We start from the raw sequence: 26,153 nt of genomic DNA on the forward strand, positions 1-26,153 counted from the left end.
CCCCGGAACGGACAACGCATGACCACGCGCATGACCGTGCAGCGGCTCGCGCGGCTGCTGCAGGCCGGCGACGTCGGAGCCGTCCGCGCTGCGGTCACCGACGCGCCGCGGCTGCTCACCGGCACCGTCGAGCACGCCGGCGAGGGTGGCTGGACGCCGCTGCACCTGGCCGTCGCGGCCGGCCGCGAGGACGCCGTCCGCGACCTGGCCGCCGCGGGCGCCGACCTCGGCGCGCGCACCGAGTCCGGCCGCACGCCGGTGCACGTCGCCGTGGAGCACTCCCCCGGCCTGGTGCCGGTGCTCGGCGAGCTCGGCGCACCGGTCGACGCCGCGGCCGCCGCCCACCTCGACGACGTCGACCGGCTGGCCCGCGAGCTCGACGACGGCGCGGCGCTCACCGACCCCGCGACCGGGCTGGACCTGCTCGCCGTGGCGGCCGCCGCCGGCGCGGCCGGCACCCTGCGGCTGCTCCTCGACCGCGGAGCCGACCCCGACGGCGGCGCGCTGGCCGCGGCCGCGGGCTCCTGCCGCGCCGACCTGGTGGAGGTCCTCCTCGACGCCGGCGCCGACCCCGGCCGCCGCGACCCCGACACCGGCCGGACGCCGCTGCACGAGGCGGTGTCCGCCGGGGCGGCCGCCGGACCGGGCGGCGACGCGCCCGAGGTGGTGCGGCTGCTGCTGGCGGCCGGGGCCGACGTCGACGCCACCACCAACGACGGCGCCAGCGCCCTCGACATCGGGAGGGTCGCCGCGGCCCGCCACCGGCGCGACGACGCAGGTCGGGCCGGGGTCCGCGACGCCCTGGTCGACCTGCTGGTGGCCGCCGGCGCGCGCAGCTGACCGCTCCCCGCCGGAGCCCCGTGACGGGCGCGCGGGGCCGTGGCACCGCGGGTCTGACGCGGGCGACGGGCGTAGAGTCAGACCCCGGTCCAGCGACGTCCACCGACGACGAAGAAGGCACTCGACCCCGTGTCACGCGACAACTCATCCCGGCCGTCCTCCATCGGCACCTCCTCGGCGGTGGCGGGCTTCGGCACCAACGAGTGGCTGGTCGAGGAGATGTACCAGCAGTTCCTCGCCGACCCGTCCAGCGTGGACCAGGCGTGGCACGAGTTCTTCGCCGACTACCGGCCGGGCAGCCCGGTCGCGGCCAGCGACGACCGTGCGCAGGCGCCCGCCCCCGCACAGGCCCCGGCGCCGGCCCCCGCGGCGCCCGCGGCGAACGGCGGGGACGCCCGCCCGGCGGCCGCCGACGCCGCGAGCTCCGCGCCCGCCGAGGCCACCCCCTCCGCGCCCGCGGCTCCCCCGGCGCCCGCCCGGTCGACCCCGGTGCCCGAGCGGACCGAGGCCACCGTGATCGACCGCGCCGCCGACCGCGCGCCGCAGCAGACCAAGGCCGCGCCCGCACCGAAGCCCCCGGTGGCGCCGGCCGCCAAGGCCCAGCCGGCCGGCGACGGCCCGAAGCGGACCCCGCTGCGCGGCGCGGCCGCCAGCGTCGTCAAGAACATGAACGCCTCGCTCACCGTGCCGACGGCGACGAGCGTGCGCGCGGTGCCGGCCAAGCTGCTGGCCGACAACCGGATCGTCATCAACAACCACCTCAAGCGCTCGCGCGGCGGCAAGGTCTCCTTCACGCACCTGATCGGCTACGCGCTGGTCCGGGCGCTCGACGACTTCCCGACCATGAACGCCGCCTTCGCCGAGGTCGACGGCAAGCCGACCCTCGTGCAGCCCGAGCACGTGAACTTCGGCCTGGCGATCGACCTGCCGAAGGCCGACGGCTCCCGCTCGCTCGTCGTCGCCTCGATCAAGGGCGCCGAGATGATGGACTTCGCCGCCTTCTGGGGCGCCTACGAGGACGTCATCCGCCGCGCCCGCGCCGGCAAGCTGACCCTCGAGGACTTCTCCGGCACCACGATCAGCCTCACCAACCCGGGCACGATCGGCACCGTCCACTCGGTGCCGCGGCTGACCGCCGGGCAGGGCGCCATCATCGGCGTCGGGGCCATGGAGTACCCGGCCGAGTTCCAGGGGATGAGCCCCGACGCGCTCACCGACCTCGGCATCTCCAAGATCATCACGTTGACGTCGACCTACGACCACCGGATCATCCAGGGCGCCGAGTCCGGCGACTTCCTGCGCCGGCTGCACCAGCTGCTGCTGGGCGAGGACGGCTTCTACGACGACGTCTTCCGGTCGCTGCGCATCCCCTACGAGCCGGTGCGCTGGATGCCCGACGTGCGGGTCAGCCGCGAGGGGCAGATCGACAAGGAAGCCCGGGTCATCGAGGTCATCGAGGCCTACCGGCGCAACGGCCACCTCATGGCCGACACCGACCCGCTCGAGTTCAAGGTCCGCAGCCACCCCGACCTCGACATCCTCCAGCACGGCCTGACGCTGTGGGACCTCGACCGGCCCTTCCCCGTCGGCGGCTTCGCCGGCGAGAAGGTCATGCAGCTGCGCGACATCCTGGGCGTGCTGCGCAACTCCTACTGCCGCACCGTCGGCGTGGAGTACATGCACATCACCGACCCCGAGGAGCGCGAGTGGCTCCAGCAGCGCATCGAGGTCGTGCACGAGCAGCCCGACCGGGAGAAGCAGAAGCACATCCTCGGCCGGCTCAACGCCGCTGAGGCCTTCGAGACGTTCCTGCAGACCAAGTACGTCGGCCAGAAGCGGTTCAGTCTCGAGGGCGGCGAGTCGGTCATCCCGCTGCTGGACGAGGTGCTCATCGCCGGCACCGACCACGGGCTCGACGAGGTCGCGATCGGGATGGCCCACCGCGGCCGGCTCAACGTCCTGGCCAACGTCCTCGGCAAGAGCTACGCCAAGATCTTCGGCGAGTTCGAGGGCAACATCGACCCCGGCACCGTCCAGGGCTCCGGCGACGTCAAGTACCACCTGGGGGCGGAGGGCACCTTCGCCAACCCGTTCCGCCGCGAGGCCGAGATAGCCGTCTCGCTGGCCAGCAACCCCTCGCACCTCGAGACGGTCAACCCGGTCCTCGAGGGCATGACGCGGGCCAAGCAGGACCTGATCGACAGGGGCGAGGAGGGCTTCACCGTCCTGCCGGTCCTGCTGCACGGTGACGCCGCCTTCGCCGGCCAGGGCGTGGTCCAGGAGACGCTGAACCTGTCCCAGCTGCGCGGCTACCGCACCGGCGGCACCGTGCACGTGGTCATCAACAACCAGGTCGGCTTCACCACCAGCCCGGCGCAGTCCCGCTCCAGCCTCTACTCGACCGACGTGGCCCGGATGGTCAACGCGCCGGTCTTCCACGTCAACGGCGACGACCCCGAGGCGTGCGTGCGGATGGCACGCCTCGCCGTCGAGTACCGGCAGGCGTTCAAGAAGGACGTCGTCATCGACCTCGTCTGCTACCGCCGTCGCGGGCACAACGAGGGCGACGACCCGTCGATGACCCAGCCGCTGATGTACGAGAGCATCGACCGCAAGCGCTCGGTACGGAAGCTCTACACCGAGGCGCTGATCGGCCGCGGCGACATCACGCTCGCCGAGGCCGAGGAGGCACTCAAGGACTACCGCGAGCAGCTGGAGCGGGCCTTCGCCGAGACGCACGACGCGACGGAGACCCCGAAGCCGCAGCCGGTCATGGACCAGCCCGGGCAGCAGGCGACCACCTTCGCCACCGCCATCACACCCGAGGTGATGAAGGCGATCGGCGACGCGCACGTCTCCCTGCCGGCCGACTTCACCGCCCACCCCAAGCTCAAGCGGATGCTCGAGCGGCGGGCGGCCATGGTCAGCGAGGGCGGCATCGACTGGGCGATGGGCGAGCTGCTCGCCTTCGGGTCGCTGCTCATGCAGGGCGTCCCGGTGCGGCTGGCCGGGCAGGACTCCCGCCGCGGCACCTTCGTGCAGCGGCACGCGGTCCTCATCGACCGGGAGACCGCCGGCGAGTACACGCCGCTGGCGAACCTGTCGCAGGAGCAGGCGAAGTTCTTCGTCTACGACTCGCTGCTGTCGGAGTACGCGGCGCTCGGCTTCGAGTACGGCTACTCGGTGGCCAACCCGAAGGCGCTGGTGCTGTGGGAGGCCCAGTTCGGCGACTTCATCAACGGCGCGCAGATGGTGATCGACGAGTACATCACCTCGGGCGAGGCCAAGTGGGGCCAGCGCTCGGGCGTGGTGCTGCTGCTGCCGCACGGCCTCGAGGGCCAGGGCCCGGACCACTCCAGCGGGCGCATCGAGCGGTTCCTGCAGATGGGCGCGGAGAACAACATCACCGTCGCCAACTGCTCGACGCCGGGCAACTACTTCCACCTGCTGCGCCGTCAGGCGCTCTCCGACGTGCACCGGCCGCTGGTCGTGTTCACGCCGAAGTCGCTGCTGCGGGCCAAGGCGGCGGTCAGCCCGGTGTCGGACTTCACCGACGAGGGCTTCCGGCCCGTGCTCGGCGACCCCGGCGTCGGCGGTGAGCCGCTCGACGACGCCGCGGTGCGCCGCGTGCTCCTGTGCAGCGGCAAGGTCGCCTACGACCTGCTGGCCCAGCGCGAGGCCGAGGGGCGCGCCGACACCGCCGTCCTGCGGGTCGAGCAGCTCTACCCGCTGCCGGCCGAGCAGATCCGGCAGGCCGTCGGCCGCTACCCGAACGCGACCGACCTCGTCTGGGTGCAGGAGGAGCCGGCGAACATGGGCGCCTGGTCGTTCATGGCACTCACCCTGCCCGAGCACCTCGACGGCCGGACGGTGCGCCGCGTCAGCCGCCGCGCCTCGGCCAGCCCCGCCGTCGGCTCGGCCAAGGTGCACGAGGTGGAGCAGAAGGAGCTCGTCGCCCAGGCCTTCGCCGACTGACCGGGGACCGCACGGACGATGTACTTCACGGACAGGGGCCTGGAGGAGCTGGCCGACCGGCGGGGCGGGGAGCAGGTGACCCTCGCCTGGCTGGCCGACCAGCTCCAGGCCTTCGTCGACCAGCACCCCGACTTCGAGGTGCCGATCGAGCGGCTGGCCACCTGGCTGGCGCGCGGCGGCACCGACGACGTCGACGACCTCGACGACTGAGGACCGATCGCACGATCAGGTGAGCTGATCGTGCCGCGTCCTGGCTCACCTCCCACGGTGAGCCAGGACGCGCGCCGGTGATCCCACCTGATCGTGCATCCGGTGCGCCTCCACCGACGGCGGCCCGCCGGGCGGGACGCTGCGTCCGTGCTCGGTCACTCCCACGCCCTCTCCGGCCTGGCCGCCGGCGCGGCGACCCTCCCCTGGGCGCCCGTCGACGGCACCGTCGCCCAGGTGGCGTGGGTGGCCGCCGCCGGCGGGTTCGCCATGCTGCCCGACCTCGACCACAGCGGGTCGACGGTGTCGGACATGTGGGGGCCGGTGACCGACGTGCCGTCGGGGGCGATCGGGCGGCTCGCCGGCGGGCACCGCTGGGGCACGCACGACGCCCTGCTCGCACCGGTCGCGTTCGGCGCCGTCGCGCTGGCCGCCGCGAACCTGTACTGGTCGAGCCTGGTGGTCATGGCGCTGGCGATCGGGCTTGCGCTCCGGGCGCTGCACTTCGTCATCCCCGGCCGCGCGGAGAACACCGTCGTCGGCAACCTGCTGCTGTCCTTCGGCGGCGCCTGGCTGCTCCTGTCGCACTCCCCCCAGCCCACCTGGCTGCCGTGGGCGGTGGCCCTCGGCGTGCTCACCCACATCGCCGGCGACCTGATCACCAAGCAGGGTGTGCCGCTGCCGCTGCTGTGGCTGCTCCGCCGCAAGCGCGTCGCGCTCACCCCGATGCGCACCGGGACGACGCTGGAGAAGGCGGTGCTCGCGCCGCTGTTCCTCGGCGTCGCGCTGTGGTTCTGCTACGCCAACACCCCGGCCCGCCAGGCGCTCGACCCCTACCTCCAGGGGTTGCGCAGCCTGGGCTGAACCGGCGCGCGGCGCTACGTTCCGCTGGCCATGACCGACGTCCGCACCGCTCCGCGCTGGTGGCAGCCCCTGGGACGGGCGCTGCTGCGGGCGGTCCCGGCCGCGCTCTGGACCGCCGTCGACAGCGGCCGCCCGCCGTGGCGGCCCCGGCGGCGGCGCTGGGACGTGGCGCTGCTCGCGGTGACGTTCTTCTACGGCGTCGTCGTGATCGGCACCGCCTCGGGCACCGACGAGGCGGTGCGGCTGACCAGCGGGCTGTACCTGCTGTGCGCCGCCCCGGTGGCCGTCGGGCTGGTGGTGGCCGTCCGCCGGCCGCTGGACGGCTGGCGCCTGTCCCTGCTCGGGCTCGTCCTCACCGCCTACGTGCTCACCCCTCCCCCGGCCCCGGCGCCGGTGCTCGAGGGCTGGCAGTGGCTGCTCTGGTGCCCGGTGCTGCTGGCGACGGCGTGGGCCTCGTCCCGCCCGGTCGCCGCCGGCGTGGCGGTGGTGTCGCTGGCGCTCCTGGTCGTGCTGGGGGTGACCTCGCCGTGGCCGGTGGAGCTGGCCCGGTCCCTGCCGATCTCGGCCGTCGGGGTCCTCGCCCCCCTCGTGGTCGGCGCGAGCCTGGGCGCCCGGCGCGACGCCCGCCGCGAACTGGAGGCCGAGCAGGCCCGGACGGCGCGGGCCCAGGCCGAGCGCGGGGCGCTGGCCGAGCGGGCGCGCATCGCCCGCGAGATGCACGACGTCGTCGCCCACCACCTGTCGCTCATCGCGGTGCGCTGCGAGACCGCGCCGTACCGGCTCGCGCCGCTCGACCCGCGCGCGGGCACCGAGCTGGCGGAGGTCGGCGGGACCGCGCGCTCCGCGCTCACCGAGCTGCAGCGGCTGCTCGGCGTGCTGCGGGCCGAGGACCAGGGCCCCGAGCGGGCGCCGCAGCCCGGCGCGGCCGACCTCGGTGCGCTGTTCGACGGCGCCCGGGCGGCCGGCGTGGACCTCGAGGTGGACGTCGGGGTGGACGTCGCGGACCTCGCGCTGCCCGACACCCTCGGCCTGAGCGTCTTCCGGATCGTGCAGCAGGCGCTGTCCAACGCCGCGCAGCACTCCCCCGGCGCCCCGGTGCGGGTCTCGGTCACCCGGGCCGGGGGCGTGCTGCGCGTCGAGGTGGTCAACGGCCCCGGCACCGCCCCGGGGTCGCCAGGAGCCGGAACGGGGGTGACCGGCATGCGGGAGCGCGCGGAGCTGCACGGCGGACGGCTCGACGCCGGGCCGGCCCGCGACGGCGGGTACCGGGTGCTGGCCGAGGTCCCGCTGGAGGTGGCCCGGCCGTGATCCGGGTGATGCTGGTCGACGACCAGGAGATGGTCCGCGAGGGGTTCGCCGCGCTGCTCGGCGCCCAGCCCGACGTCGAGGTCGTGGGCACCGCCGGCGACGGCGCCGCCGCCCTGTCGGTACACGCCGAGCTCGCCGCCGCCGGCCGCCGACCCGACGTCGTCCTCATGGACGTGCGGATGCCGGTGCTCGACGGGCTGGAGGCGACGCGGACGCTGCTGGCCGGGGGTCCGCCGCACCCGCGCGTGCTGGTCCTGACCACGTTCGACCTCGACGACTACGTCTACGACGCGCTGCGCGCCGGGGCCAGCGGATTCCTGCTCAAGCACGCACCGGCCGCCGAGCTGCTGCACGCGGTGCGGGTGGTCGCGGCCGGGGACGCGCTGCTGGCCCCCGCGGTCACCCGCCGGCTCATCGCCGACTTCGTCGCCGCCCGGCCGGCGGCCCCGACGCCGACCCGCCCACAGGTCCTCGGGGCGCTCACCGAACGGGAGGCGGAGGTGCTGGCCCTGGTGGCGCGGGGGCTGTCCAACACCGAGATCGCCGCACACCTCGTGCTCGCCGAGCAGACGGTGAAGACGCACGTGAGCCGCGTGTTCACCAAGCTCGGGCTGCGCGACCGCGCCCAGGCGGTGGTACTGGCGTACGAGACGGGCCTGGTCTCACCCGGATCCTGAGTACCCCGGTAGCACCCGTAGGTGGGCTCCCCGGTGTGACGATCCCGGGGGTCGGCGTGCCTAGCGTCGGGCAGCGTGAGAAACCGCTGGGGAGCCCTGTTCCTGCTGGTCGGCGCGCTGTGGACGGGAACCGCGCAGCCGTCGGTGGCCGCCGTCCCGCCGCCGGTGCGACTGGACCCGGCGTGCGCGGCCGACCTCGCCGCGCGGCTGGGTCCCGTCGGCGTGCTCGGCTGCGACCCGGCCGGCCGCGGCCTGGCCGTGCTGGTCCTCGGCGATCTCGCGGCCGCCGCCTCCGTCGCCGTGCTGGTGCTCGGGTCCGACACCGACCTGGCCCGGCTGCACGACCCGGACCGGCCGCACCGGCGCCCCCTCGGCTGGGCACGGGCGCTGGCCGACGCCGGCGGCCCCGGGCTCGCCGTCGTCCTCTGGGTCGGGTACGTCACCCCGGACGGGCTGGGCGTCGACGCCGCGACCGGGCGCCTGGCCCGGGCCGGCGCCACGGCCCTGGTCCGCTTCGTCGCCGGCCTGCGCGGTGACGCCCACGTCACCGTGGTCGGGCACAGCTACGGCGCCGTGGTCACCGCGCTGGCCGCGCGCGACCTCGCCGCCGACGACGTCGTGCTGCTGGGCAGCCCCGGCGCGCGGGCGCGGTCGGTGGCCGACCTGGGCACCGGCGCCCGCGTCTGGGCCGGGCGCGCCGACGGCGACTGGGTCGGCCGGGTGCCGCACGTCCGCGTCGGCGACCTCGGGCACGGCGCCGACCCGGCGGACCCGGGCTTCGGTGCCCGCCCGCTGCCCGTCGACGACGTCCCCGGGCACGACGGGTACCTCCTCCCCGGGTCGGCGTCGCTGGCCGCCGTCGCCGCGATCGCGACCGGCCGCGCCGGGGAGGGAGCGGCGTGAGCCGGGACCGCGGGGTCGACCTCCTGCGCGCGCTGGCGCTGGCGGGGGTCGTGCTCGGGCACTGGCTGGTCACCGCCCCCGGCGCGCCGGACCCGGTCAGCGGGCGGGTGGTCACCGGCAGCCCGCTGGCCGCGATGCCGGGCCTGGCGCCGGTCAGCTGGCTGCTGCAGACGCTGGCGCTGTTCTTCCTGGTCGCCGGCTGGGCGGCGGCCCGCGGCGGGCGGGGTCCGGGGTGGGCGGCCCGGCTGCGACGGCTCACCGTGCCGGTCGGGGGGCTCGGCGCCGGGGTGGTGGCGCTGGCCGTCGCGCTGGCGGCGGCCGGTGCCGCGCAGGGCGTGGTGCGGACGGTCGTCGTGCTGTCGCTGCGGCCGCTGTGGTTCCTCGGCGTGTACCTGGTGCTGTCCCTGGCGACGCCGCTCATGGTGCGGCTCGACGCGCGCCTCGGCCCGGGAGCCGCGGTGGTCCCGCTCGGCCTCGCGCTGGCCGGATCGGTGCTCGCGCCGGGCACCGCCGGCACGGTCGGGACGGCGCTGGCCGCCTGGTGGGTGCCGTGGCAGCTCGGTGTGGCCGTGGCGCGCCGCCCGCTCGGCCGGGGCACCTGCGTCGCGCTGCTGGCCGGCGGGACGGCGGCGGTGCTGGTCCTGGTGGAGGTCGCCGGGCTGCCCGCGACCGCCGTCGGCGTGCCCGGCGCCGCGGCGTCCAACCTCGACCCGCCGTCGGCGGCGACGCTGGCCCTCGGCCTGGCGCAGGCCGGTGCCGCGGGCCTGCTGCTGCCCCTGCTGCGCCGGGCCTCCGGGGCGACCGCCGACCTCGCGGTGCGGCTCGGCCGCTCGGCGCTGCCGGTGTTCCTGCTGCACCAGCCGCTGTTCGTGCTGCTGTGGCTGCTGACGCTGCCGGTGGCGCCGCTGCCCGGCCTGCACGACGTGCCCGACGGCGCGGGGTGGCTGCTCGCCCGGGCCGGCTGGGTCGCCGTCCTCGTCCTGGTGCTCGTCCTGGTGCTCGCCCGGGTGCTGCGGCCGGCCGCCGTCCGGGGACGCGTACCGGGGAGCTGACGGCGCCGGCGCGAGTCAGCCGGCGCGGGTCATCGTGGTCTCGTAGCCGCCGCCGGGCCACCGCCACGCGCCGGCGTTGACGGTCCCGTCGGCGCTGAAGCGCCCCTCGAAGCGCGCCGGGGAGTCGGTGCCGCCGAACCAGATGGTGAGCAGGTCGCCCTCGACCCGGTAGGTGTACTCCAGCAGCTCGCCGCGGGAGCCGAAGAAGTGCGACCGGAGCTCGCCGGCGGTCTCGTCCCAGCCGATGTACTCGACCCCGCGGTCGTGCTCGTCGCCGGAGCGCAGGTCCACGTGCTGGACCAGCCAGCACCCGCCGTCGGCCCACGCGTAGCGGACCTCGCCGCCGTGCCCGCCGGGACCGGAGACGGTCCACCGGCCGACGAGGCGGTCGAGGCTGCGCAGCGCCGCCGCGCGGGCGTCGGGAGCGAGGGCGGTGCCGGTGCTCGTGTCGGTGCTCGTGTCGGTGCTCATGGTCTCCTCCTGCGCGGACCGGGCCGGGTGACGTCGCGGGGCCACGGGAGGGAGACCGCCCGGCGGGCGCTCCCTCATCGGTGGACCCGGCACCGGGCGCGGGGCCGTGAGGGCCCGGCGGCGGCTACGGTCCCCCGTCGTGACCGCCGCCACACCCCGTCTGTCCCGCGGCACGCACCTCGGCTACGCCCTGGGCTCGATCGGGACGGCGGCCTTCGGGACGGTGCCCGGGCTGCTGCTCCTCCACTACCTCACCGACGAGCTCGGGGTCGCCGCCGGGCTGGCCGGGCTGGTCGTGTTCGCGCCCAAGGCCTGGGACGTGCTGCTCAACCCGTGGGTCGGCAGCCGGTCGGACCGGACGGCCGGCCGCTGGGGGCCGCGCCGGCCGTGGATGCTGGCCGGCGGGCTGGCGCTGCCGCCGCTGTTCGTCCTCGTCTTCGCCGGGCCGGGCGCCCCGCCGGCGGCGGCCGCGACCTGGGTGGCGGTCACCTTCCTGCTGGCCGCGACCGCCTACGCCTGCTTCCAGGTGCCCTACGTCGCCCAGCCGGCCGAGATCACCGACGACCCGGGCGAGCGCGCGACGCTGATGTCGTGGCGGGTGGCGGCGCTGGCGGTCGGGATCCTGCTCGCCGGCGCCGGCGCCCCGGCGGTGGTCGACGCCTCCGGCGGCGGGCGCGGCGGGCACCTGGCGATGGCGGTCTTCGTCGCGCTGCTGCTCGCCGGCGGGATGCTCGGGGCGGTCGCCGGCACCCGGCGCGCGCCCACCCTCACCCGGGTCACCGGCGAGGGCCGGCTCGGCGCGACGCTCGTGCTGGCCTGGCGCTCCCGGCCGTTCCGGGTGCTGCTTACCGGCTTCGTCCTCCAGGCGCTCGGGATCGGCGTGATGCTGGCCGGCGTCCCGTACTACTCCGAGCAGGTGCTGGGCGACCCCGCGGCCGGCTCGCTGCTGTTCGGCGCACTGGTGGGCCCGGCGATCCTGGTCATGCCGCTGTGGCTGCGGGTCAGCCGCCGGCTCGGCAAGCGCACCGGCCTGCTGGCGTCCTCGGCGCTGTTCACCGTGGGGGCGGCCGCGCTGGCGCCGGCCGGGTCCGTGGGATCGGCGCTCCCGCTCGTCGTGCTGGTGGGCGTCGGCTACGCGGGCATGCAGATGTTCCCGCTGGCCATGCTGCCCGACGTCGTCGCCGCCGACGAGGCCGCGTCCGGGCAACGGCGCGCCGGCGTGTTCACCGGCGTGTGGACGGCGGCCGAGACGCTGGGGCTCGCCGTCGGCCCGGGGCTGCTCGGGCTGCTGCTCGGCGCGGCCGGCTACGTGTCCTCCACCGGGGAGGACGCCGCCCAGTCCGGCGGTGCGGTGCTCGCCGTCCGGCTCGGCTTCACCGTCCTCCCCGCGCTGCTCGTGCTCGCCAGCCTGCCGGTGCTGGCCCGCTACCGGCTCGACCCCGTCCCCACCCCGACCCGGGAGGTCCCCGCGTGACGCCGCAGGAGGTGCTGGCCGAGCTCACCGCGCTGCAGGCCGGCGACGTGCCCACCCACGGGGGCTCGACGATGGCCTACGTCTACGACTCCGGGCTCGCCGGCGTGGCGGACCTCGCGGCCGCCGCCCAAGCCGCCTTCCAGTGGACGAACGCCCTCGACCCGACCGCCTTCCCCAGCGTCGCCCGCATCGAGGACGACCTGGTGGGCGCCGCGGCCGACCTCCTCGGCGGGGGTCCCGCGACGGTCGGCACGGTCACCAGCGGCGGCACCGAGAGCTGCCTGCTGGCGGTGCTCGCCGCCCGCGAGCGGTGGCGGGCGCGCGGCGGGCAGGGCCGTCCGCGGCTGGTGCTGCCGGTCACCGCGCACGCCGCCTTCCGCAAGGCGGCGCACCTGTTCGACCTCGAGGTCGTCGACGTCCCGGTCGACCCGGTCACCTGCCGCGCGCTGCCCTCCGCGGTGGCGGAGGTGCTCGACGCCCGCGCCGCGCTGGTCGTCGTCAGCGCGCCGTCCTACCCGCACGGGGTGATGGACCCGGTCGGGGAGGTGGCCACCCTGGCCGCCGCGGCCGGGGTGCCGTGCCACGTCGACGCCTGCATCGGCGGCTGGGTGCTGCCCTTCCTCGACGACGTGCCCGAGCCGTTCGACCTGTCGGTGCCCGGCGTGACCTCGCTGTCGGTGGACCTGCACAAGTACGGCTACGCGCCCAAGGGCGTCTCGGTGCTGCTCACCGCGGAGCCGGAGCTGCGCCAGGCGCACTGGTTCAGCACCGCGGGCTGGCCGGGCTACCCGGTGGTCAACCCGACGCTCGCCGGCACCCGCCCGGCCGGGCCGATGGCCGCCGCCTGGGCGGTGCACCGCTGGCTGGGTCGCGACGGCTACGCCGACCTCGCCCGGGCCACCCGCGCGGCCACGGTGGCGCTGGCCGAGGGCGCCGCCGCGATCGCCGGGCTGCGGGTGGTCGGGGCGCCGGTGGCCACCCTCGTCGCGCTGGCGCAGGACGGCCCGGACGGCGTCGACGTGCTGCACCTCGCCGACGAGGCCACCGCCCGCGGCTGGCTGCTGCAGCCGCAGCCCCCGTTCGCCCAGCCCGGCGGCGCGGACCTGCCCGCCACGCTGCACCTGACCGTCACCGGCGCCACCGCCGGCCGGGTCGACGCCCTGCTCGCCGACCTCGCCGACGCCGCCTGCGCCGCCGCGGCGCTGCCCCCACCCGTGCCCGACCCCGACCTGGTCGCGGCGGCCGCCACCATCGACCCGGCGGCCCTCACCGTGGCGGAGGTGGACGCGCTGCTGGAGCTGGCCGGGGTCGGCGGCGGGCGGCTGCCCGAGCGCATGGCGCCGGTGCACGCCCTGGTGGCCGCGCTCCCCCGCCCGGTGGCCGAGCGTCTGCTCGCCGGCGTCCTCGACCTCGTCTACCGGCCGCGCCGCGGCGCCACTACCGGGTGACGCACGCGGCCACGGCCTCGGCGACCGCGGGCGCCACCCGCCGGTCCAGCGGGCTGGGGACGACGTACCCGGGCGCGAGGTCGTCGCCGACGACGCCGGCGATCGCCTCGGCGGCGGCCAGCTTCATCTCCTCGGTGATCGCGGTGGCGCCGGCGTCGATCGCGCCGCGGAACACCCCCGGGAAGGCGAGCACGTTGTTGATCTGGTTGGGCAGGTCGCTGCGCCCGGTGGCCACCACGGCGGCGTACCGGGCCGCCACCTCCGGGTCGACCTCCGGCGTCGGGTTGGCCAGCGAGAACACGATCGCCCCCGGCGCCATGGACGCGACCGCCGACTCCGGCACCGACCCCCCGGACAGGCCCAGGTAGACGTCGGCCCCCTCCATCGCGCCGGTCATCGTGCCCGCGTACCCGGTGCCGTTGGTGTGCTCGACGACCCAGCGCTTGACCGGCGTGAGGTCCTCCCGGCCGGCGTGCAGCACGCCGCGGGAGTCGGCCACCGCGACGTCGCCCACGCCGGCCCCCAGCAGCATCTTCGTGCAGGCGATGCCCGCGGCCCCGGCGCCGGCCACGACCACCCGCAGGTCGCCGAGCCCGCGGCCGGTCACCCGCGCCGCGTTGCGCAGGGCGGCCAGGACGACGATCGCCGTCCCGTGCTGGTCGTCGTGCATGACGGGGATGTCCAGCCGCTCGCGCAGCCGGTCCTCGATCTCGAAGCAGCGGGGGGCGCTGATGTCCTCGAGGTTGATGCCGCCGAACGACGGCGCGATCGCCACCACCGTCTCGACGATCCGGTCGACGTCGGTGGTCGACAGCACCACCGGCACCGACGACAGGCCGGCGAACTCGCTGAACAGGCAGGCCTTGCCCTCCATCACCGGCAGCGCCGCGGCGGGGCCGATGTCGCCCAGGCCGAGGACGGCCGTGCCGTCGGAGACGACCGCGACCACGCGGGGCGCCCAGGTGAAGCGGCGGGCCAGTGCCGGCTCGGCGGCGATGGCGCTGGAGACCCGGGCGACGCCGGGGGTGTAGGTGAGCGCGAGGTCCTCGATCGACCCGATCGCGCGGGTCGGGCGGACCACGAGCTTGCCGCCCTCGTGCACCGCGAAGGCGGGGTCCCCGGAGAAGCGGTCGGCACTGTCCCCGACGGAGCCCGTCTCTGCACCCATGGACCCCGGAGGGTAGTGCCGGGGTACAGGTCGCCGCGTCCTCCACCCCTTCAGGGCGACGACCGGGGCCCGCCGCGATCGTTACCGTGCCGCCGTGGAGATCCGCGAGCTCGCCGTCCCGGACGGCTACGTCCTCGACCTGGTGCCGCACGGCGACGACCGCGGTCGCTTCACCGAGTGGTACCGCGCCGACGTGCTCGCCTCGGCCACCGGGTGGTCGCTGCCGCTGGCGCAGGCCAACCACAGCGTCTCGGCCCGCGGCGTGCTCCGCGGCGTCCACTTCGCGCTCGTCCCGCCCGGGCAGGCCAAGTACGTCTACTGCCCGGCGGGCCGGGTCCTCGACGTCGTCGTCGACGTGCGGGTCGGGTCGCCGACCTTCGGCGTCTCCGAGGCCGTCCTGCTGGACTCCGGGCGGCCGCGCGCGGTGTTCCTCGCCGAGGGGCTGGGGCACGCGTTCCTGGCCCTGGAGGACCGCTCGTCGGTCACCTACCTGGTGTCGACGGGGTACTCCCCCGGCCGCGAGTTCGGCGTCTCGCCCCTGGACCCGGAGCTGGACCTGCCGTGGCCGGCCGACGTCGACCTCCGGCTGTCGGACAAGGACCGGGCCGCGCCCACGCTGGCGCAGGCCCGCGAGCAGGGGATCCTGCCGACGATGGAGCAGTGCGCCGCCCGCTACGCGCAGCTGCGCGCCGGGGCCTAGCCAGCCGGGGCCGGGCCCAGCCGGCCGGGCCGGGGCCGCAACCGCGCGACGACGCGGCCGACGGCGACCGCGGGGCCGTAGGCACGGCTGTCGTCGGTGACCAGCGGGTTGTCGCCGCGGACGTCGACCGCGTCGCCGTCGAGCAGCCGGTGCACCCGCTTGACCACCAGCAGGTCGGGACGGGCCGGGAAGCGGGCGAGGACGACGTCGCCGACCGCCACCCGGCCGGGGCGCAGCCGGCGCACCAGCAGCCGGTCGCCGGAGCGCACGGTCGGGGACATCGACGGCCCGGAGACGCGGGCCAGCACCCAGGCCGCCGGCAGCGGCCGGACGGCGCCGGTCCCGGGACGTGGACTGATCACCGCGAGTAGGGTCGCAGACGACCCGATCGACGAACTCATGGAGGTGAGGACGTGCTGTTCAGCAGCGTGTTCACCGCCGTGGAGGCCACCGCGCACTGCGACCTCCCCTGCGGCGTGTACGACCCGGCCCAGGCCCGCATCGAGGCCGAGTCGGTGAAGGCCATCCAGGAGAAGTACCAGGCGAACGAGGACCCGGCCTTCCGCACCCGCGCCATCCTGATCAAGGAGCAGCGCTCGGACCTGGTGAAGCACCACCTGTGGGTGCTGTGGACCGACTACTTCAAGCCGCCGCACTTCGAGAAGTACCCGCAGCTGCACGAGCTGTTCAACAAGGCCACCAAGCAGGCCGGCGCGGCCGGCGGCAAGGGCAGCATGGACCCCGCAGAGGGTCAGAAGCTGCTCGACTACATCGCCGAGATCGACCGGATCTTCTGGGAGACCAAGGCCGCGGCATAAGCCGCACAGCAGGTCACGACGGCCGGTGGGCACCCGCCCACCGGCCGTCGTCGTCCCCGACCCGCGGAGGGTCCGCGACCGGGTGCTCACCCGGCCGCGGGTGCTGACCTGGATGCGGCGGACGTTCGCGGCGTCGTTCGTCGCCCTCGGCGCGCGCCTGGCCCTCGCCGACCGCTGAGGTCCGGCGCCGGGTCACCCGGCGCCGGCCGCCGCGACCCGCCGGAGGCGCCCGGCGGGGAGACGGGGCCACCGGCCCGTCCCGGTACCGTCAGCCCTCGATGCGCATCGACCGGGCCGGGTGGCCCTTCATCACCGGACCCCTCGGCCCGGCCGCCGTGCTGGCCCTCGCGGGCGCGCTGCGGGGGCGCCGCTGGGCACGGGTCGCCGCCTGGCCGTTCCTGGGCCTGTCGGCCTACATGGCCCTGTTCTTCCGCGACCCCGACCGGCCGTGCGACCGCGAGGAGCCGCCGGCCGACGTCGTGCTGTCCCCCGCCGACGGGATGGTCATGGTCGCCGGGCAGCCGCAGGAGGGCGTGGCGCCCGAGCCCGCGCCCCCGGGCGGCTGGCAGCAGGTCAGCGTGTTCCTCTCCGTCGTCGACGTGCACGTCAACCGCTCCCCCTACCGCGGCGAGGTCGTCGAGAGCTCCTACCGCAAGGGCAGCTTCCTGGCCGCCTACCGCGCGGAGTCCGCGCACCGCAACGAGCGCAGCGAGCTGTGGCTGCGCGAGGGTGAGCGCACCGTCGTCTTCCGCCAGCTGGTCGGGGTGCTCGCCCGCCGGATCGTCACGCGCACCGGCGTCGGGCAGCGGCTGGCCACCGGCGAGCGCTTCGGCCTGATGAAGTTCGGCTCGCGGATGGACGTCTTCCTGCCCGCGGAGTGCGAGATCACGGTGCGGAAGGGCCAGCGCGTGCGGGGCGGGGACACCGTCATCGCCCGCTGGCCCGCCGCCGGCTGAGACCCGCGGTGCCCAGCTCCGCCTCCGGCGAGGGGCGTCCGGCCCCGACCCGGCGCACGGCGACGGTCGAGTTCGTCCGCGGCTCGGTGCGCGGCAGCCGCCGGCGTGCGCTGGCGACCCTGCCCAGCCTCTTCACGCTCGGCAACATGCTGTGCGGCTTCGCCGCGATCCTGGTGTCGATCCGCGGCCAGTACTCGCTCGCCGCGGTGCTCATCGGCCTGTCGGTGCTCTTCGACATCGCCGACGGCGCGGTGGCGCGGCTGGTCCGCGCGGTGAGCGCCTTCGGCCTGCAGTTCGACTCGCTGGCCGACCTCGTGTCCTTCGGCCTGGCCCCGGCGCTGCTCGCCTTCACCCTCTTCTCCGAGGGCCGCGACGAGTGGGACCCGCTCGGCTGGGTCGTCTGCTTCCTGTGGGTGGCGTGCGCGGCGATCCGGCTGGCCCGCTTCAACACCACCGTCGACCCGACGGCGGACAAGCGGTACTTCACCGGCATGCCCAGCCCCGGCGCCGCCGGCGTCGTGCTGGCCTCGGTCTTCGCCTTCGGCGCCCAGATGCAGGGCCGGGACCGGCTGTGGGTGCTGCTCATCGTCGCCGTCCCGGCGCTGCTCATGGTCAGCACCGTCCGGTTCCGCTCGTTCCGCTCCCTGGTCAGCCCGAAGAGCGGGCGCCCCTACGGGCTGGTGGCCGCCGCGGTCGCGCTCGTCGTCGGCTTCGTCACCGTCCCGGTGGTCACCGGCTGCGTGCTCGCCTACGGCTACCTGCTGGCGCCGGTGCTCAACCCGGTGCTCTCCCCCCTCGGCCGGCTGGTGCCGGACCGGATCAGAGAGGTCCTCACGTGACCGTGCGCCCGGTCGAGCCCGCGGACGTGCCCGCCGTCGTCGGTCTGGTGCGCGAGCTCGCCGAGTACGAGCGGGCCCTGCACGAGGTGCGGCTGACCGAGGAGCAGCTGTCCGCCGCGCTGTTCGGGGCGTCACCCGCGCTCTTCGGGCACGTCGCGCTCGGTCCCGACGGCGAGGTCGCCGGCACGGCGCTGTGGTTCCTGAACTTCTCCACCTGGCGCGGCACCCACGGCGTGTACCTCGAGGACCTCTACGTGCGGCCGCGGTACCGCGGCACGGGCCTGGGCCGGGAGCTGCTGCGGACGCTGGCGGCCACCTGCGTCGAGCGCGGCTACAGCCGGCTGGAGTGGTCGGTGCTCGACTGGAACACCCCGTCGATCGAGTTCTACCGGGCCGCGGGCGCGGTGCCGCTGGACGGGTGGACGGTCTTCCGGCTCACCGACGACGCCCTCACCTCCTTCGCCGCCGCCCCGCCGGGTACGGCAGGCTGACGGCGTGACCGGCGACCGCAGACCGACCGAGTGCTGGCTGACCGACATGGACGGCGTCCTGGTGCACGAGGGGCAGGCCCTGCCCGGCGCCGCCGACTTCCTCGCCCGGCTGGTCGAGGCGGGCCGGCGCTTCCTCGTCCTGACCAACAACTCGATCTTCACCCCGCGCGACCTCGCGGCCCGCCTGTCCCGCTCGGGCCTGCAGGTGCCCGAGGAGTCGATCTGGACCTCGGCCCTGGCGACGGCGGACTTCCTCGCCTCCCAGCTGCCGGGCGGGTCGGCATACGTGATCGGCGAGGCCGGGCTGACCACCGCGCTGCACGAGGCCGGCTACACGCTCACCGACACCGCTCCCGACTACGTCGTCCTCGGCGAGACGCGCACTTACTCCTTCGAGGCGATCACCCGCGCGATCCGGCTGATCGGCGCCGGGTCGCGGTTCATCGCCACCAACCCCGACGTCACCGGCCCCTCGCCGGAGGGGCCGCTGCCGGCCACCGGCTCGGTCGCCGCGATGATCACCGAGGCCACCGGCGCCAAGCCCTACTTCGTGGGCAAGCCGAATCCGATGATGTTCCGCAGCGCCATGAACCGGATCGAGGCGCACTCGGAGAGCACGACCATGATCGGTGACCGCATGGACACCGACGTGGTGGCCGGCATCGAGGCGGGCCTGGAGACGATCCTGGTGCTCACCGGCTCCACCACCGCGGCCGACGTCGCCCGGTTCCCGTTCCGGCCCAGCCGGGTGCTCGACTCGATCGGTGACGTCGTCGACCTGGTGTGACGGCCTGAGCGGCCTCAGCGGTCGAGGAACGCCAGCCGGGCCTCGGGGGTGGCCAGCAGGTACAGCTCGGTCAGCGCCAGGACGATGAGCGGGATGCCCAGCAGGGGCTGCTCACCGGCGAACGCGGTGCTGTAGCCGAACAGGCCGAGCAGGATCTGCAGCACGATGACCGGCCCGCGCGCCCAGCCCGCGACCCGGCGGAGCCCGGCCGCGGCCGCGGCCAGCGCGACGCCGAAGATCCCCACGTAGACCACCTCGGCCAGCGCCCGGCCGACGCTGTCGGGGTCGCCGGTGACGGTCAGCCAGAGCAGGACCAGCGCCCCGGCGAGCAGCAGCCCGGCCTCGACGGCGGCCACCAGCGCGGCCCGGACGACGGCCGGCGGCGCCTCCGGCCCGGCTGGGCGGGGCGGCCGCGAGGAGGGCTGCGCGGCGCCGCCGAAGAGCCTCTCCGCCCTGGTCGGGCGGCGCGTCGCGTCCTCGTCCGTCACACCGGCGAGGCTACGCGTCACCGGGCACGCCGGGTCCCCGTCCGTGCCGGTCCGGGCGGCCCCGCCCCGGTTAGCCTCACCGGCATGCGCGCGCTCGTGGTGGCCAACCCCGCAGCGACGACCACCACCCGCCGGGTGCGTGACGTGCTGCTGGGCGCCCTGGCCAGCGAGCTGAAGGTCGACCTCGCCGAGACCGCCCACCGCGGCCACGGCCGCGAGCTCGGCCAGCAGGCACTGGCGGAGGGGGTCGACGTCGTCGTCGCCCTGGGCGGCGACGGCACGGTCAACGAGGTGGTCGACGGGCTGCTCGCCGACGGGCCGGGCGCGCACGTGCCGACGCTGGCCGTCGTCCCGGGCGGCTCCACCAACGTGTTCGCCCGCGCGCTGGGCCGCTCCCGCGACCCGGTCGAGGCGACCGGCGAGATCCTCGACTCGCTGCGGTGGGGCCGGACGCGGCGGATCTCCCTCGGCACCGCCAGCGCCACCGGCACGAGCGCGGCCCCGGTCGCCGGCACCGACCCGGCCACGGCCGTGGTGGCCGCCGAGGCCGGCGCCGCCGCCGACGACACCTGGAGCACCCCGCGCTGGTTCGTCTTCGCCGCGGGGCTGGGCTTCGACGCCGACGTGATCGCGCGGGTGGAGGCCGAGCGGGCCCGCGGCCGCCGCTCCACCGGCGCCCTCTACGTCCGCGAGGCGACCCGGGCGTTCGTGCTGGGCCGGGAGCGCCGGCGCCCGGCGATGACACTCACCCGGCCCGGCGAGCCCGACCTCGACGGGCTGTTCCTGTGCCTGGTGTCCAACGTCAGCCCGTGGACCTACCTGGGCTCGCGCCCGGTCAACCCCAGCCCCGAGGCGTCCTTCGACTCCGGGCTCGACGTCTTCGCGATGGGCCGGATGGGCGTGCTGCGCATGCTGCACCACTCCCGCCAGGTGCTGGCCCGCCGTCCCGACGCCCGCGGCCGGGGCGTGCACCGCTTCCACGACCTCGGGGAGCTCACGCTGACCGCGTCGCGGCCGCAGGGCTGGCAGCTCGACGGCGACCACCTCGGGACGGCGACGGGGCTGCGGCTGCGCTCGGTGCCCGCGGCACTGTCCGTCCTGGCCTGACCCCCGGATCGGCGACACCGACCCCGTACCGGGGTGCCCGGCCTCGCCCCGTGGCACGAGGTCGGGCACCGGCCGGTGGCGGCGACGGGCACCGGCGGAGCCGCCTCACGCACGTCCGGACGCCGCTGTCAACGACCCCGGTGCTGCCGAGTGGCGGCCCTAGCACGACCGTGGTGAGCTTGCTCACGCGGGGTCGACCCAGGACCGCCGCGCGCTTGACACGCCGTCCTCAGGTGAAAACATCGCGAGAGGAACGCAACCTGCCGGTAACAAGCGGCAGGCGGTCGCTGGAACGAGGCGCTGGGCAACCGGTGTCGCGCCCACGCAGGCGGCCCACGTCAGCGATCTGACAGCACCCGAACGCCGTCGACACCGAGGAGTGCACCGACATGGACTGGCGCCACCGCGCCCTCTGCCGGGACGAGGACCCTGAGTTGTTCTTCCCCATCGGGACGACCGGCCCGGCCCTCGTGCAAGTGGAGCAGGCGAAGGCCGTGTGCCGACGCTGCTCCGTCGTGGAGTCCTGCCTGGACTGGGCTCTGCGATCCGGCCAGGACTCGGGCGTGTGGGGCGGGCTCTCCGAGGACGAGCGACGCGCGCTCAAGCGTCGTCAGTCCCGCACCCGCGTCCGCGCCTGACGCACACACCGCACCACCCGCCGACGAGGCCGGTCACCCGCTCCGGGTGACCGGCCTCGTCGTCGCTGTGCCCCGTCGCCCTACCGGCGCGGGCGTCCCGCGCCGGGCAGCTCGAGCACGACCTCGGTACCCGGCCGGCCCGGACCGGGCGGCTCGGCGGGCGTGGTGGCGTGCAGCGCACCGCCGAGCTCGCTGGTCACCAGCGTCCGCACGATCTGCAGCCCGAGCCCGTCGCTGTGCGCCGGGTCGAAGCCCTCCGGCAGGCCCCGGCCGTCGTCGCGCACCCGGACGACGAGGTCGTCGCCGTCACGCTCGGCCACCAGCTCGATCGCCCCGGGCGGGCCGTCGGGCGGGAAGGCGTGCTCGGCGGCGTTCTGCAGCAGCTCGGTGACCGCCATGACCAGCGGCGTCGCCGTCGCCGCGGGGAGCTCGCCGAAGCCGCCGACCCGGCGGGTCCGCGCCGCCGGGCCGATCGAGGTCAGGTCACCGAGCATCGGCAGCACCTGGTCGATGACGTGGTCGACGTCGACGACGTCCTCCCGACTGCCGGCCAGCGTCTCGTGGACGACGGCGATGGAGGCCACCCGCCGCACCGACTCCTCCAGTGCCGCCCGCGCGGCCGGCTCGGTCATCCGCCGGGCCTGCAGCCGCAGCAGCGCGGCGACGGTCTGCAGGTTGTTCTTCACGCGGTGGTGGATCTCGCGGATCGTCGCGTCCTTGGTGAGCAGCGCCCGGTCGCGGCTGCGCAGGTCGGTGACGTCGCGGACGAGCACCAGCGCCCCCTCCTCGGCGCCCGGCGCCTGCAGCGGCAGCGCCCGCACCAGCAGGGTGGCCGACCTCCCCTCGACGTCGGTCGGGTCGGGGAACCGCCCGGCCACCGCGGCGGCGATCGTCGCCGCGACCGCCTCCCCCGCCACCCCGTCCCACGCCGCCGCGCGCATCAGCTTCCCCAGGTCCGCGCCGACCAGGTCGCCGGTCACCCCGAGCCGCCGGTACGCCGACAGCGCGTTGGGGCTGGCGTAGACGGCGCGGCCGGCGGCGTCCAGCCGCACCAGGCCGTCGCCCACCCGCGGGCTCATCTCCGCGTCGAGCAGCTTCTCCGGCGGGAACGTGCCGGCCGAGACCATGAGGCAGAGGTCGGCGGCGATGTCGAGGTAGGTCAGCTCCAGCGTCGACGGCGACCGGGTGACGGCGAGGTTGGTGTCCTTGGCCAGGACCGCGACGACGACGCCGTCGTGCCGCACCGGGATGATCTCGCGGCGCCGCGGCGCGGCGCCCGACCAGTCGGGGTCCCCCTCGGTGACCGGCCGGCCCTCGCGGTGCGCCTGGCGCAGCGGGTCGGCGGCGTCCCCGTCGACCTCGCTGCCGACCAGGTCCTCGGGCTGGCTGGTCGGCGCGGTGAGCGGGCGCACCTGGGCGACGCACCACCAGGCGCCGGTGCGCAGCGGGACCCACAGCGTCAGGTCGGCGAAGGCGAGGTCGGCCAGCAGCTGCCAGTCGGCCACGAGGCGCCGGGCGTGGTCGACCTGGGAGGGAGCGGTCGCCGCACCACGGTGCAGGCGCTCGGAGAGGGTGCTCATCACCCCCGAGCGTATGGCCGGCGCCGTCCTAGGCTGGTCCCCCGTGGCCGTACCGCTCCCCGCTCCCCCGACCGTCGACGACGCCGTCCCCGCCGACTGGCCGCGGATCGCCGGGCTGACCGCCGGTGTCTACCGCGACGAGCGGCTGGCCTCCGACGAGTACCTCGGTCAGCTCGCCGACGTCGAGGGCCGGGCTGGCCGCTCGCAGCTGGTCGTCGCCCGCTGGGACGGCCGGGTCGTCGGGGCCGTCGCGCTGGTGCTCGACGGCGACTTCGGGGAGGTCACCGCCTCCGACGACGAGGCGGCGTTCCGGATGCTCGTCGTCGACCCCGCCGTCCGAGGCCAGGGGATCGGCGAGCTGCTGGTCCGCGAGTGCCTGGACCGCGCCCGCGCGGCGGGCAGGCGGCGGATGGTGCTGTCCACCGACCCGCGGATGACCGCCGCGCACCGCCTCTACGGCCGCCTCGGCTTCACGCGGCTGCCCGAGCGGGACTGGTCGCCGCGCCCTGGGATCGACCTGCTGGTCTACGTCCTGGAGCTCTGAGGCACCGCCGGTCAGGCGCGGCTCCGCGCCGAGGTGCCGCGTGATCGGGAGCGCCCGGGAGCGGGAGCGGGTCGCCCGGCCTCCGGCGCCCCGACGCCCGCCGCGGCGGCGAGCGCGTCCAGCTCGTCGAGGATGTCGCGGAGCAGCACGTCGACGTCCGGCAGCAGCTCGGCGCAGGAGACCAGCCCCCAGTCGAGGCGGTCGAGGTAGCTCTGCACCGTGATGTTGAGGCCCTGACCCTCGACGATCGTGGAGACCGGGAAGTAGTGCTCGAGCCGCGCCCCGGCGGCGTACAGCGGCGTCCGCGGCCCGGGCACGTTGGAGATCACCAGGTTGCCCGGGCTCAGCCGGGAGCCCAGGCGCAACCGGGCGCTCAGCCGCATCGCCCGGGCGAACACCGCCGGTGGCGGGAACTCGGCGAAGTCGGTGAGCCGTTCCGCGGGGAGCGCGGAGAACAACTCCTTGCTGCTGGCCATCGACTCGTGCACGCGCCGGACTCGCCGGACGGGATCGGCCTCGTCGGTGGGCAGGACGGCCGAGAGCATCGACACGCGGTTGGTCCAGCGATCGGTCTCCTCCCCGGTCCGCACCGAGACGGGCACGAGCGCCACGAGCGGGTCCGAGGGCAGGGCCCCGCGCCGGTCGAGCCAGGTGCGCAGGCCGCCGGCGCACGCAGCCATGACGACGTCGTTGACGGTGGCGCCCAGCGCTGACTTCACGGCCTTCACCTGGTCGAGGGACGTCGACCGGATGGCGAGCTTCCGGTGCGGGGTGATGGGCCCGTTGAACGGAGTGCGCGGCGGCCGGACGCTGGGCAGCGGCGGAGGCTGGTCGGGCTCCTCGGGGCGGGAGCGCCCGAGGTTGAGCACCGTGCCGAGCGGTCCACGCAGGCTCCGCCGGACGTCGTTCGCCGCTCGGACCAGCACGGGGTTGCGCGTCGCCCGGCCGACCTCCCGGGCGGTCCGGGCGGCGAGCAGGACCCCGCGCGCCGGCTTCCGGGTGAGGCCGAGCACGCCGCGCGCGAGCATCTCGAGGTCACCAGGGGGCCGCTCGGGCGTCCAGGGGTCGGCCTCGGGTGGCACGGTGCCGCCCTCGGGGCCGTCGTCGAGCATCAGGGTCATGAGTTCGACGCCCGACGCTCCGTCGATGGTGGCGTGGTGGACGATCGTGAGGACGGCGAAGCGGCGGTCGGCCAGGCCCTCGATGACGTAGGACAGCCACAGGGGCTTGCGCCGGTCCAGCGGCCGGGAGACGAGGCGACCGGCGAGCACCGCGAGCTGGTCGTCGGTGCCGGGTGGCGGGACGGCCGTGTGGCGGACGTGGAAGTCCAGGTCGAAGGCCGGGTCGGCCACCCAGTACGGGTGATCCAGTCCGAGGGGCACCTCGGCCAGGCGCCGGCGCAGCGGCTCGAGGAGGTGCAGCCGCTGCTGCAGCTGTGCCCGCCACGCGTCGTACGGCCGGTAGCCGGGATCGTCCGGCCGGGTGTAGATCGACAGGCTCGAGACGTGACCGAACTGCGCGGACGTCTCGAGGTGGAGGAACGTCGCGTCCAGTCCCGACAGCTGCTTCACGGTCGCTGGCCTCCTCAGGGCGGCGGGAACCCGGACCGGGCAGGGCCGGCTCCCCGTGGTGTGCGGGAGTGTGTCAGCCCTCACACTCTCGTGCAGGTGGTGGGCGCCTACACGAAGGGGTCCGCGCCGTTCCGGTCGTCGACGGAGACGAGGACACGACATGCGCGCTGCGGCGCCCTCCCGCATCCCTGGCGGCCACCGGATCCCGGAGGACGAGGCCCCTCCGTGGCTCGGTGCCTCCCCGGTCGCCGCGCTGCTGGCCGTGCAGCGCCCCTGGCGTGAGGCGGCCGCGCTGCTGCGCTCCCCCGTGTGGCGCGGTCGTGGCGTCCCGGACGGCGGCGGCCTGCCTGTCCTGCTCGTGCCCGGCTTCCTGGCCGGCGACCCGTCGCTGTCGCTGATGGAGAGCTGGCTCCGCGCCCGGGGCTACCGGACCTGCACGTCGCGGATCCGCGCCAACGTCGACTGCACCCGCCGGGCGGTCGAACGCCTGGAGCGGCGTCTGGTCGAGCTCACCGACCGGACGGGGCGGCCGGCGGCGATCGTCGGCCAGAGCCGCGGCGGGCTGTTCGCCAAGCTCCTCGCCGCCCGCCGGCCCGACCACGTCAGCGGGATCGTCACGCTGGGCAGCCCGAACGTCGACCACACGGCGATCAACCCGCTCGTGGCCGCCCAGGTGCGGCTGGTCGCCGCCCTCGGTACCGCGGGCGTGCCGGGCCTGTTCGTCGACGACTGCCTGCAGGGTGCGTGCGCCGACGAGCTCGCCGGGGAGCTGGACCGGCCGTTCCCCGCGCACGTCCCGTACGTCTCGGTCCACTCACGCAGCGACTGGGTGGTCGACTGGCACGCGTGCGTGGACCCGGCCGCCGAGAACATCGAGATCGACTCGAGCCACGTCGGCATGAGCGTCCACCCGCAGGTCTACGCGCTGCTCGGGGAGCGGCTGGCCGCGCTGGGCGGACGGACCACGGCGAGCTCCGCCGGAGCCGGCTGAGGCCGTCGCTCAGGCGTCGGCGACGGTGGCGATCAGGTCGCCCTCCTGGAGCACCTCGCCCTCGACGACGTGCAGCTCCTGCACGACGCCGGCGCGCTCGGTGAGCACGGGGATCTCCATCTTCATCGACTCGAGGATCACCAGGGTGTCCCCCGCGGCGACCTCGGTCCCCGGTGCCACGAGGACCCGCCACACGCTGGACACCATCTCGGCGTGGATCTCCTCGACCGCCACCCAGCACCCCCTCGAGCCCGAG

28 protein-coding genes are annotated in these 26,153 nt (G+C 75.8%); 21 read left to right on the forward strand and 7 right to left on the reverse strand.

All coding sequences use genetic code 11. The features are described from left to right. Positions 1–18 precede the first annotated feature (18 nt). The 8 genes from BM165_RS15365 (at position 19) to BM165_RS15400 (ending at position 9,826) form a co-directional block, all read left to right on the forward strand. Complete coding sequence (locus BM165_RS15365; protein ID WP_075014421.1) at positions 19–840, forward strand: ankyrin repeat domain-containing protein; 822 nt, start codon at positions 19–21, stop codon at positions 838–840. A 129-nt stretch (positions 841–969) separates the two neighbouring features. After that, positions 970–4,815, forward strand: a complete 3,846-nt coding sequence (locus tag BM165_RS15370) for a multifunctional oxoglutarate decarboxylase/oxoglutarate dehydrogenase thiamine pyrophosphate-binding subunit/dihydrolipoyllysine-residue succinyltransferase subunit (RefSeq protein ID WP_075014422.1) — start codon at positions 970–972, stop codon at positions 4,813–4,815. 18 nt (positions 4,816–4,833) lie between these two features. Next, on the forward strand, positions 4,834–5,025 hold the full coding sequence (locus BM165_RS15375) for a DUF6104 family protein (RefSeq protein ID WP_075014423.1): 192 nt from the start codon (positions 4,834–4,836) through the stop codon (positions 5,023–5,025). Positions 5,026–5,172: 147 nt separating this feature from the next. Then, positions 5,173–5,886 carry a metal-dependent hydrolase gene (locus BM165_RS15380; protein WP_075014560.1) on the forward strand — a complete coding sequence of 238 codons (714 nt, stop codon included), beginning with the start codon at positions 5,173–5,175 and terminating at the stop codon, positions 5,884–5,886. A 30-nt stretch (positions 5,887–5,916) separates the two neighbouring features. Then, positions 5,917–7,194: a sensor histidine kinase gene (locus BM165_RS15385; RefSeq protein WP_075014424.1), complete on the forward strand. Its 1,278-nt coding sequence runs from the start codon at positions 5,917–5,919 to the stop codon at positions 7,192–7,194. Continuing rightward, the gene (locus BM165_RS15390) at positions 7,191–7,871 is read left to right on the forward strand and encodes a response regulator (RefSeq protein WP_075014425.1); all 681 of its coding nucleotides are present in this window, start codon (positions 7,191–7,193) and stop codon (positions 7,869–7,871) included. The genes BM165_RS15385 and BM165_RS15390 overlap by 4 nt, the downstream gene beginning before the upstream one ends. A gap of 75 nt (positions 7,872–7,946) precedes the next feature. Further along, on the forward strand, positions 7,947–8,774 hold the full coding sequence (locus BM165_RS15395) for an alpha/beta hydrolase (RefSeq protein WP_075014426.1): 828 nt from the start codon (positions 7,947–7,949) through the stop codon (positions 8,772–8,774). Continuing rightward, positions 8,771–9,826, forward strand: coding sequence for an acyltransferase family protein (locus tag BM165_RS15400; protein ID WP_075014427.1), 1,056 nt, complete (start codon positions 8,771–8,773; stop codon positions 9,824–9,826). Before BM165_RS15395 ends, BM165_RS15400 begins: the two co-directional genes overlap by 4 nt. A 15-nt stretch (positions 9,827–9,841) precedes the next feature. On the opposite strand, the gene BM165_RS15405 is transcribed toward BM165_RS15400, so the two are convergent. Continuing rightward, complete coding sequence (locus BM165_RS15405) at positions 9,842–10,297, reverse strand: hypothetical protein (RefSeq protein ID WP_075014428.1); 456 nt, start codon at positions 10,295–10,297, stop codon at positions 9,842–9,844. Positions 10,298–10,436: 139 nt separating this feature from the next. Here BM165_RS15405 and BM165_RS15410 point away from each other — a divergent pair, with 139 nt between their 5' ends. Together BM165_RS15410 and BM165_RS15415 are read left to right on the forward strand one after the other, a co-directional pair. Then, positions 10,437–11,771 carry an MFS transporter gene (locus BM165_RS15410; protein WP_075014429.1) on the forward strand — a complete coding sequence of 445 codons (1,335 nt, stop codon included), beginning with the start codon at positions 10,437–10,439 and terminating at the stop codon, positions 11,769–11,771. Beyond that, positions 11,768–13,219, forward strand: coding sequence for a pyridoxal phosphate-dependent decarboxylase family protein (locus BM165_RS15415; protein WP_075014430.1), 1,452 nt, complete (start codon positions 11,768–11,770; stop codon positions 13,217–13,219). The genes BM165_RS15410 and BM165_RS15415 overlap by 4 nt, the downstream gene beginning before the upstream one ends. Here BM165_RS15415 and BM165_RS15420 read toward each other — a convergent pair. Continuing rightward, positions 13,209–14,387: an NAD(P)-dependent malic enzyme gene (locus tag BM165_RS15420; RefSeq protein ID WP_075014431.1), complete on the reverse strand. Its 1,179-nt coding sequence runs from the start codon at positions 14,385–14,387 to the stop codon at positions 13,209–13,211. The two genes, BM165_RS15415 and BM165_RS15420, sit on opposite strands and share 11 nt — an antisense overlap. 94 nt (positions 14,388–14,481) lie before the next feature. Here BM165_RS15420 and BM165_RS15425 point away from each other — a divergent pair, with 94 nt between their 5' ends. Then, positions 14,482–15,087 (forward strand): dTDP-4-dehydrorhamnose 3,5-epimerase family protein, encoded by a 606-nt coding sequence (locus BM165_RS15425; RefSeq protein WP_075014432.1) that lies wholly within the window; start codon positions 14,482–14,484, stop codon positions 15,085–15,087. Here the strand turns inward: BM165_RS15425 and BM165_RS15430 are convergent. Continuing rightward, complete coding sequence (locus BM165_RS15430) at positions 15,084–15,449, reverse strand: S26 family signal peptidase (RefSeq protein ID WP_244274255.1); 366 nt, start codon at positions 15,447–15,449, stop codon at positions 15,084–15,086. The genes BM165_RS15425 and BM165_RS15430 overlap by 4 nt on opposite strands. 51 nt (positions 15,450–15,500) lie before the next feature. On the opposite strand from BM165_RS15430, the gene sodN reads away from it, so the two are divergent. The 6 genes from sodN (at position 15,501) to BM165_RS15455 (ending at position 18,978) form a co-directional block, all read left to right on the forward strand. Further along, entirely contained in the window at positions 15,501–15,905 is a 405-nt protein-coding gene (sodN, locus tag BM165_RS15435) for a superoxide dismutase, Ni (protein WP_075014434.1), read from the forward strand. A gap of 25 nt (positions 15,906–15,930) precedes the next feature. After that, complete coding sequence (locus BM165_RS24350; protein WP_208976753.1) at positions 15,931–16,083, forward strand: hypothetical protein; 153 nt, start codon at positions 15,931–15,933, stop codon at positions 16,081–16,083. A 100-nt stretch (positions 16,084–16,183) separates the two neighbouring features. Next, positions 16,184–16,861 (forward strand): phosphatidylserine decarboxylase, encoded by a 678-nt coding sequence (locus tag BM165_RS15440; RefSeq protein ID WP_075014435.1) that lies wholly within the window; start codon positions 16,184–16,186, stop codon positions 16,859–16,861. An 8-nt stretch (positions 16,862–16,869) separates the two neighbouring features. After that, positions 16,870–17,700, forward strand: a complete 831-nt coding sequence (pssA, locus tag BM165_RS15445; protein WP_075014436.1) for a CDP-diacylglycerol--serine O-phosphatidyltransferase — start codon at positions 16,870–16,872, stop codon at positions 17,698–17,700. After that, complete coding sequence (locus BM165_RS15450; RefSeq protein ID WP_075014437.1) at positions 17,697–18,191, forward strand: GNAT family N-acetyltransferase; 495 nt, start codon at positions 17,697–17,699, stop codon at positions 18,189–18,191. Before pssA ends, BM165_RS15450 begins: the two co-directional genes overlap by 4 nt. A gap of 4 nt (positions 18,192–18,195) precedes the next feature. Continuing rightward, positions 18,196–18,978 (forward strand): HAD-IIA family hydrolase, encoded by a 783-nt coding sequence (locus BM165_RS15455; protein ID WP_208976754.1) that lies wholly within the window; start codon positions 18,196–18,198, stop codon positions 18,976–18,978. A gap of 14 nt (positions 18,979–18,992) precedes the next feature. Here the strand turns inward: BM165_RS15455 and BM165_RS15460 are convergent, their stop codons facing one another. Next, positions 18,993–19,466 (reverse strand): hypothetical protein, encoded by a 474-nt coding sequence (locus BM165_RS15460; RefSeq protein WP_075014438.1) that lies wholly within the window; start codon positions 19,464–19,466, stop codon positions 18,993–18,995. Between the two features lie 84 nt (positions 19,467–19,550). Here BM165_RS15460 and BM165_RS15465 point away from each other — a divergent pair, with 84 nt between their 5' ends. After that, positions 19,551–20,573, forward strand: a complete 1,023-nt coding sequence (locus tag BM165_RS15465; RefSeq protein ID WP_075014439.1) for a diacylglycerol/lipid kinase family protein — start codon at positions 19,551–19,553, stop codon at positions 20,571–20,573. Positions 20,574–20,962: 389 nt separating this feature from the next. Beyond that, positions 20,963–21,211, forward strand: coding sequence for a WhiB family transcriptional regulator (locus BM165_RS15470; protein ID WP_073421644.1), 249 nt, complete (start codon positions 20,963–20,965; stop codon positions 21,209–21,211). An 80-nt stretch (positions 21,212–21,291) separates the two neighbouring features. Here BM165_RS15470 and BM165_RS15475 read toward each other — a convergent pair whose 3' ends face one another. Next, positions 21,292–22,791, reverse strand: a complete 1,500-nt coding sequence (locus BM165_RS15475) for a sensor histidine kinase (RefSeq protein ID WP_075014562.1) — start codon at positions 22,789–22,791, stop codon at positions 21,292–21,294. Between the two features lie 43 nt (positions 22,792–22,834). Between BM165_RS15475 and BM165_RS15480 the strand changes: the two genes are divergently transcribed. After that, the gene (locus BM165_RS15480) at positions 22,835–23,335 is read left to right on the forward strand and encodes a GNAT family N-acetyltransferase (protein ID WP_075014440.1); all 501 of its coding nucleotides are present in this window, start codon (positions 22,835–22,837) and stop codon (positions 23,333–23,335) included. Positions 23,336–23,346: 11 nt separating this feature from the next. Here BM165_RS15480 and BM165_RS15485 read toward each other — a convergent pair whose 3' ends face one another. Continuing rightward, positions 23,347–24,906: a WS/DGAT/MGAT family O-acyltransferase gene (locus BM165_RS15485; protein ID WP_075014441.1), complete on the reverse strand. Its 1,560-nt coding sequence runs from the start codon at positions 24,904–24,906 to the stop codon at positions 23,347–23,349. A 160-nt stretch (positions 24,907–25,066) separates the two neighbouring features. Here BM165_RS15485 and BM165_RS15490 point away from each other — a divergent pair, with 160 nt between their 5' ends. Continuing rightward, entirely contained in the window at positions 25,067–25,897 is an 831-nt protein-coding gene (locus tag BM165_RS15490; RefSeq protein WP_083427390.1) for an esterase/lipase family protein, read from the forward strand. A 9-nt stretch (positions 25,898–25,906) separates the two neighbouring features. Here BM165_RS15490 and BM165_RS15495 read toward each other — a convergent pair whose 3' ends face one another. Continuing rightward, the gene (locus tag BM165_RS15495) at positions 25,907–26,131 is read right to left on the reverse strand and encodes a biotin/lipoyl-binding carrier protein (RefSeq protein ID WP_075014442.1); all 225 of its coding nucleotides are present in this window, start codon (positions 26,129–26,131) and stop codon (positions 25,907–25,909) included. Positions 26,132–26,153 lie beyond the last annotated feature (22 nt).

It is taken from the genome of Geodermatophilus obscurus (genome assembly GCF_900115395.1).
In the GTDB taxonomy this organism is placed as follows: domain Bacteria; phylum Actinomycetota; class Actinomycetes; order Mycobacteriales; family Geodermatophilaceae; genus Geodermatophilus; species Geodermatophilus obscurus_B.

What these genes read in the sequence shown, in the direction of transcription:
- BM165_RS15385 (WP_075014424.1), top strand. Translation starts at nt 5,917, where the DNA reads ATGACCGACGTCCGCACCGCTCCGCGCTGGTGGCAGCCCCTGGGACGG.
- BM165_RS15470 (WP_073421644.1), top strand. Translation starts at nt 20,963, where the DNA reads ATGGACTGGCGCCACCGCGCCCTCTGCCGGGACGAGGACCCTGAGTTG.
- BM165_RS15405 (WP_075014428.1), bottom strand. Translation starts at nt 10,297, where the DNA reads ATGAGCACCGACACGAGCACCGACACGAGCACCGGCACCGCCCTCGCT.
- BM165_RS15475 (WP_075014562.1), bottom strand. Translation starts at nt 22,791, where the DNA reads ATGAGCACCCTCTCCGAGCGCCTGCACCGTGGTGCGGCGACCGCTCCC.
- BM165_RS15465 (WP_075014439.1), top strand. Translation starts at nt 19,551, where the DNA reads ATGCGCGCGCTCGTGGTGGCCAACCCCGCAGCGACGACCACCACCCGC.
- BM165_RS15440 (WP_075014435.1), top strand. Translation starts at nt 16,184, where the DNA reads ATGCGCATCGACCGGGCCGGGTGGCCCTTCATCACCGGACCCCTCGGC.
- BM165_RS15365 (WP_075014421.1), top strand. Translation starts at nt 19, where the DNA reads ATGACCACGCGCATGACCGTGCAGCGGCTCGCGCGGCTGCTGCAGGCC.
- BM165_RS15490 (WP_083427390.1), top strand. Translation starts at nt 25,067, where the DNA reads ATGCGCGCTGCGGCGCCCTCCCGCATCCCTGGCGGCCACCGGATCCCG.
- BM165_RS15375 (WP_075014423.1), top strand. Translation starts at nt 4,834, where the DNA reads ATGTACTTCACGGACAGGGGCCTGGAGGAGCTGGCCGACCGGCGGGGC.
- BM165_RS15420 (WP_075014431.1), bottom strand. Translation starts at nt 14,387, where the DNA reads ATGGGTGCAGAGACGGGCTCCGTCGGGGACAGTGCCGACCGCTTCTCC.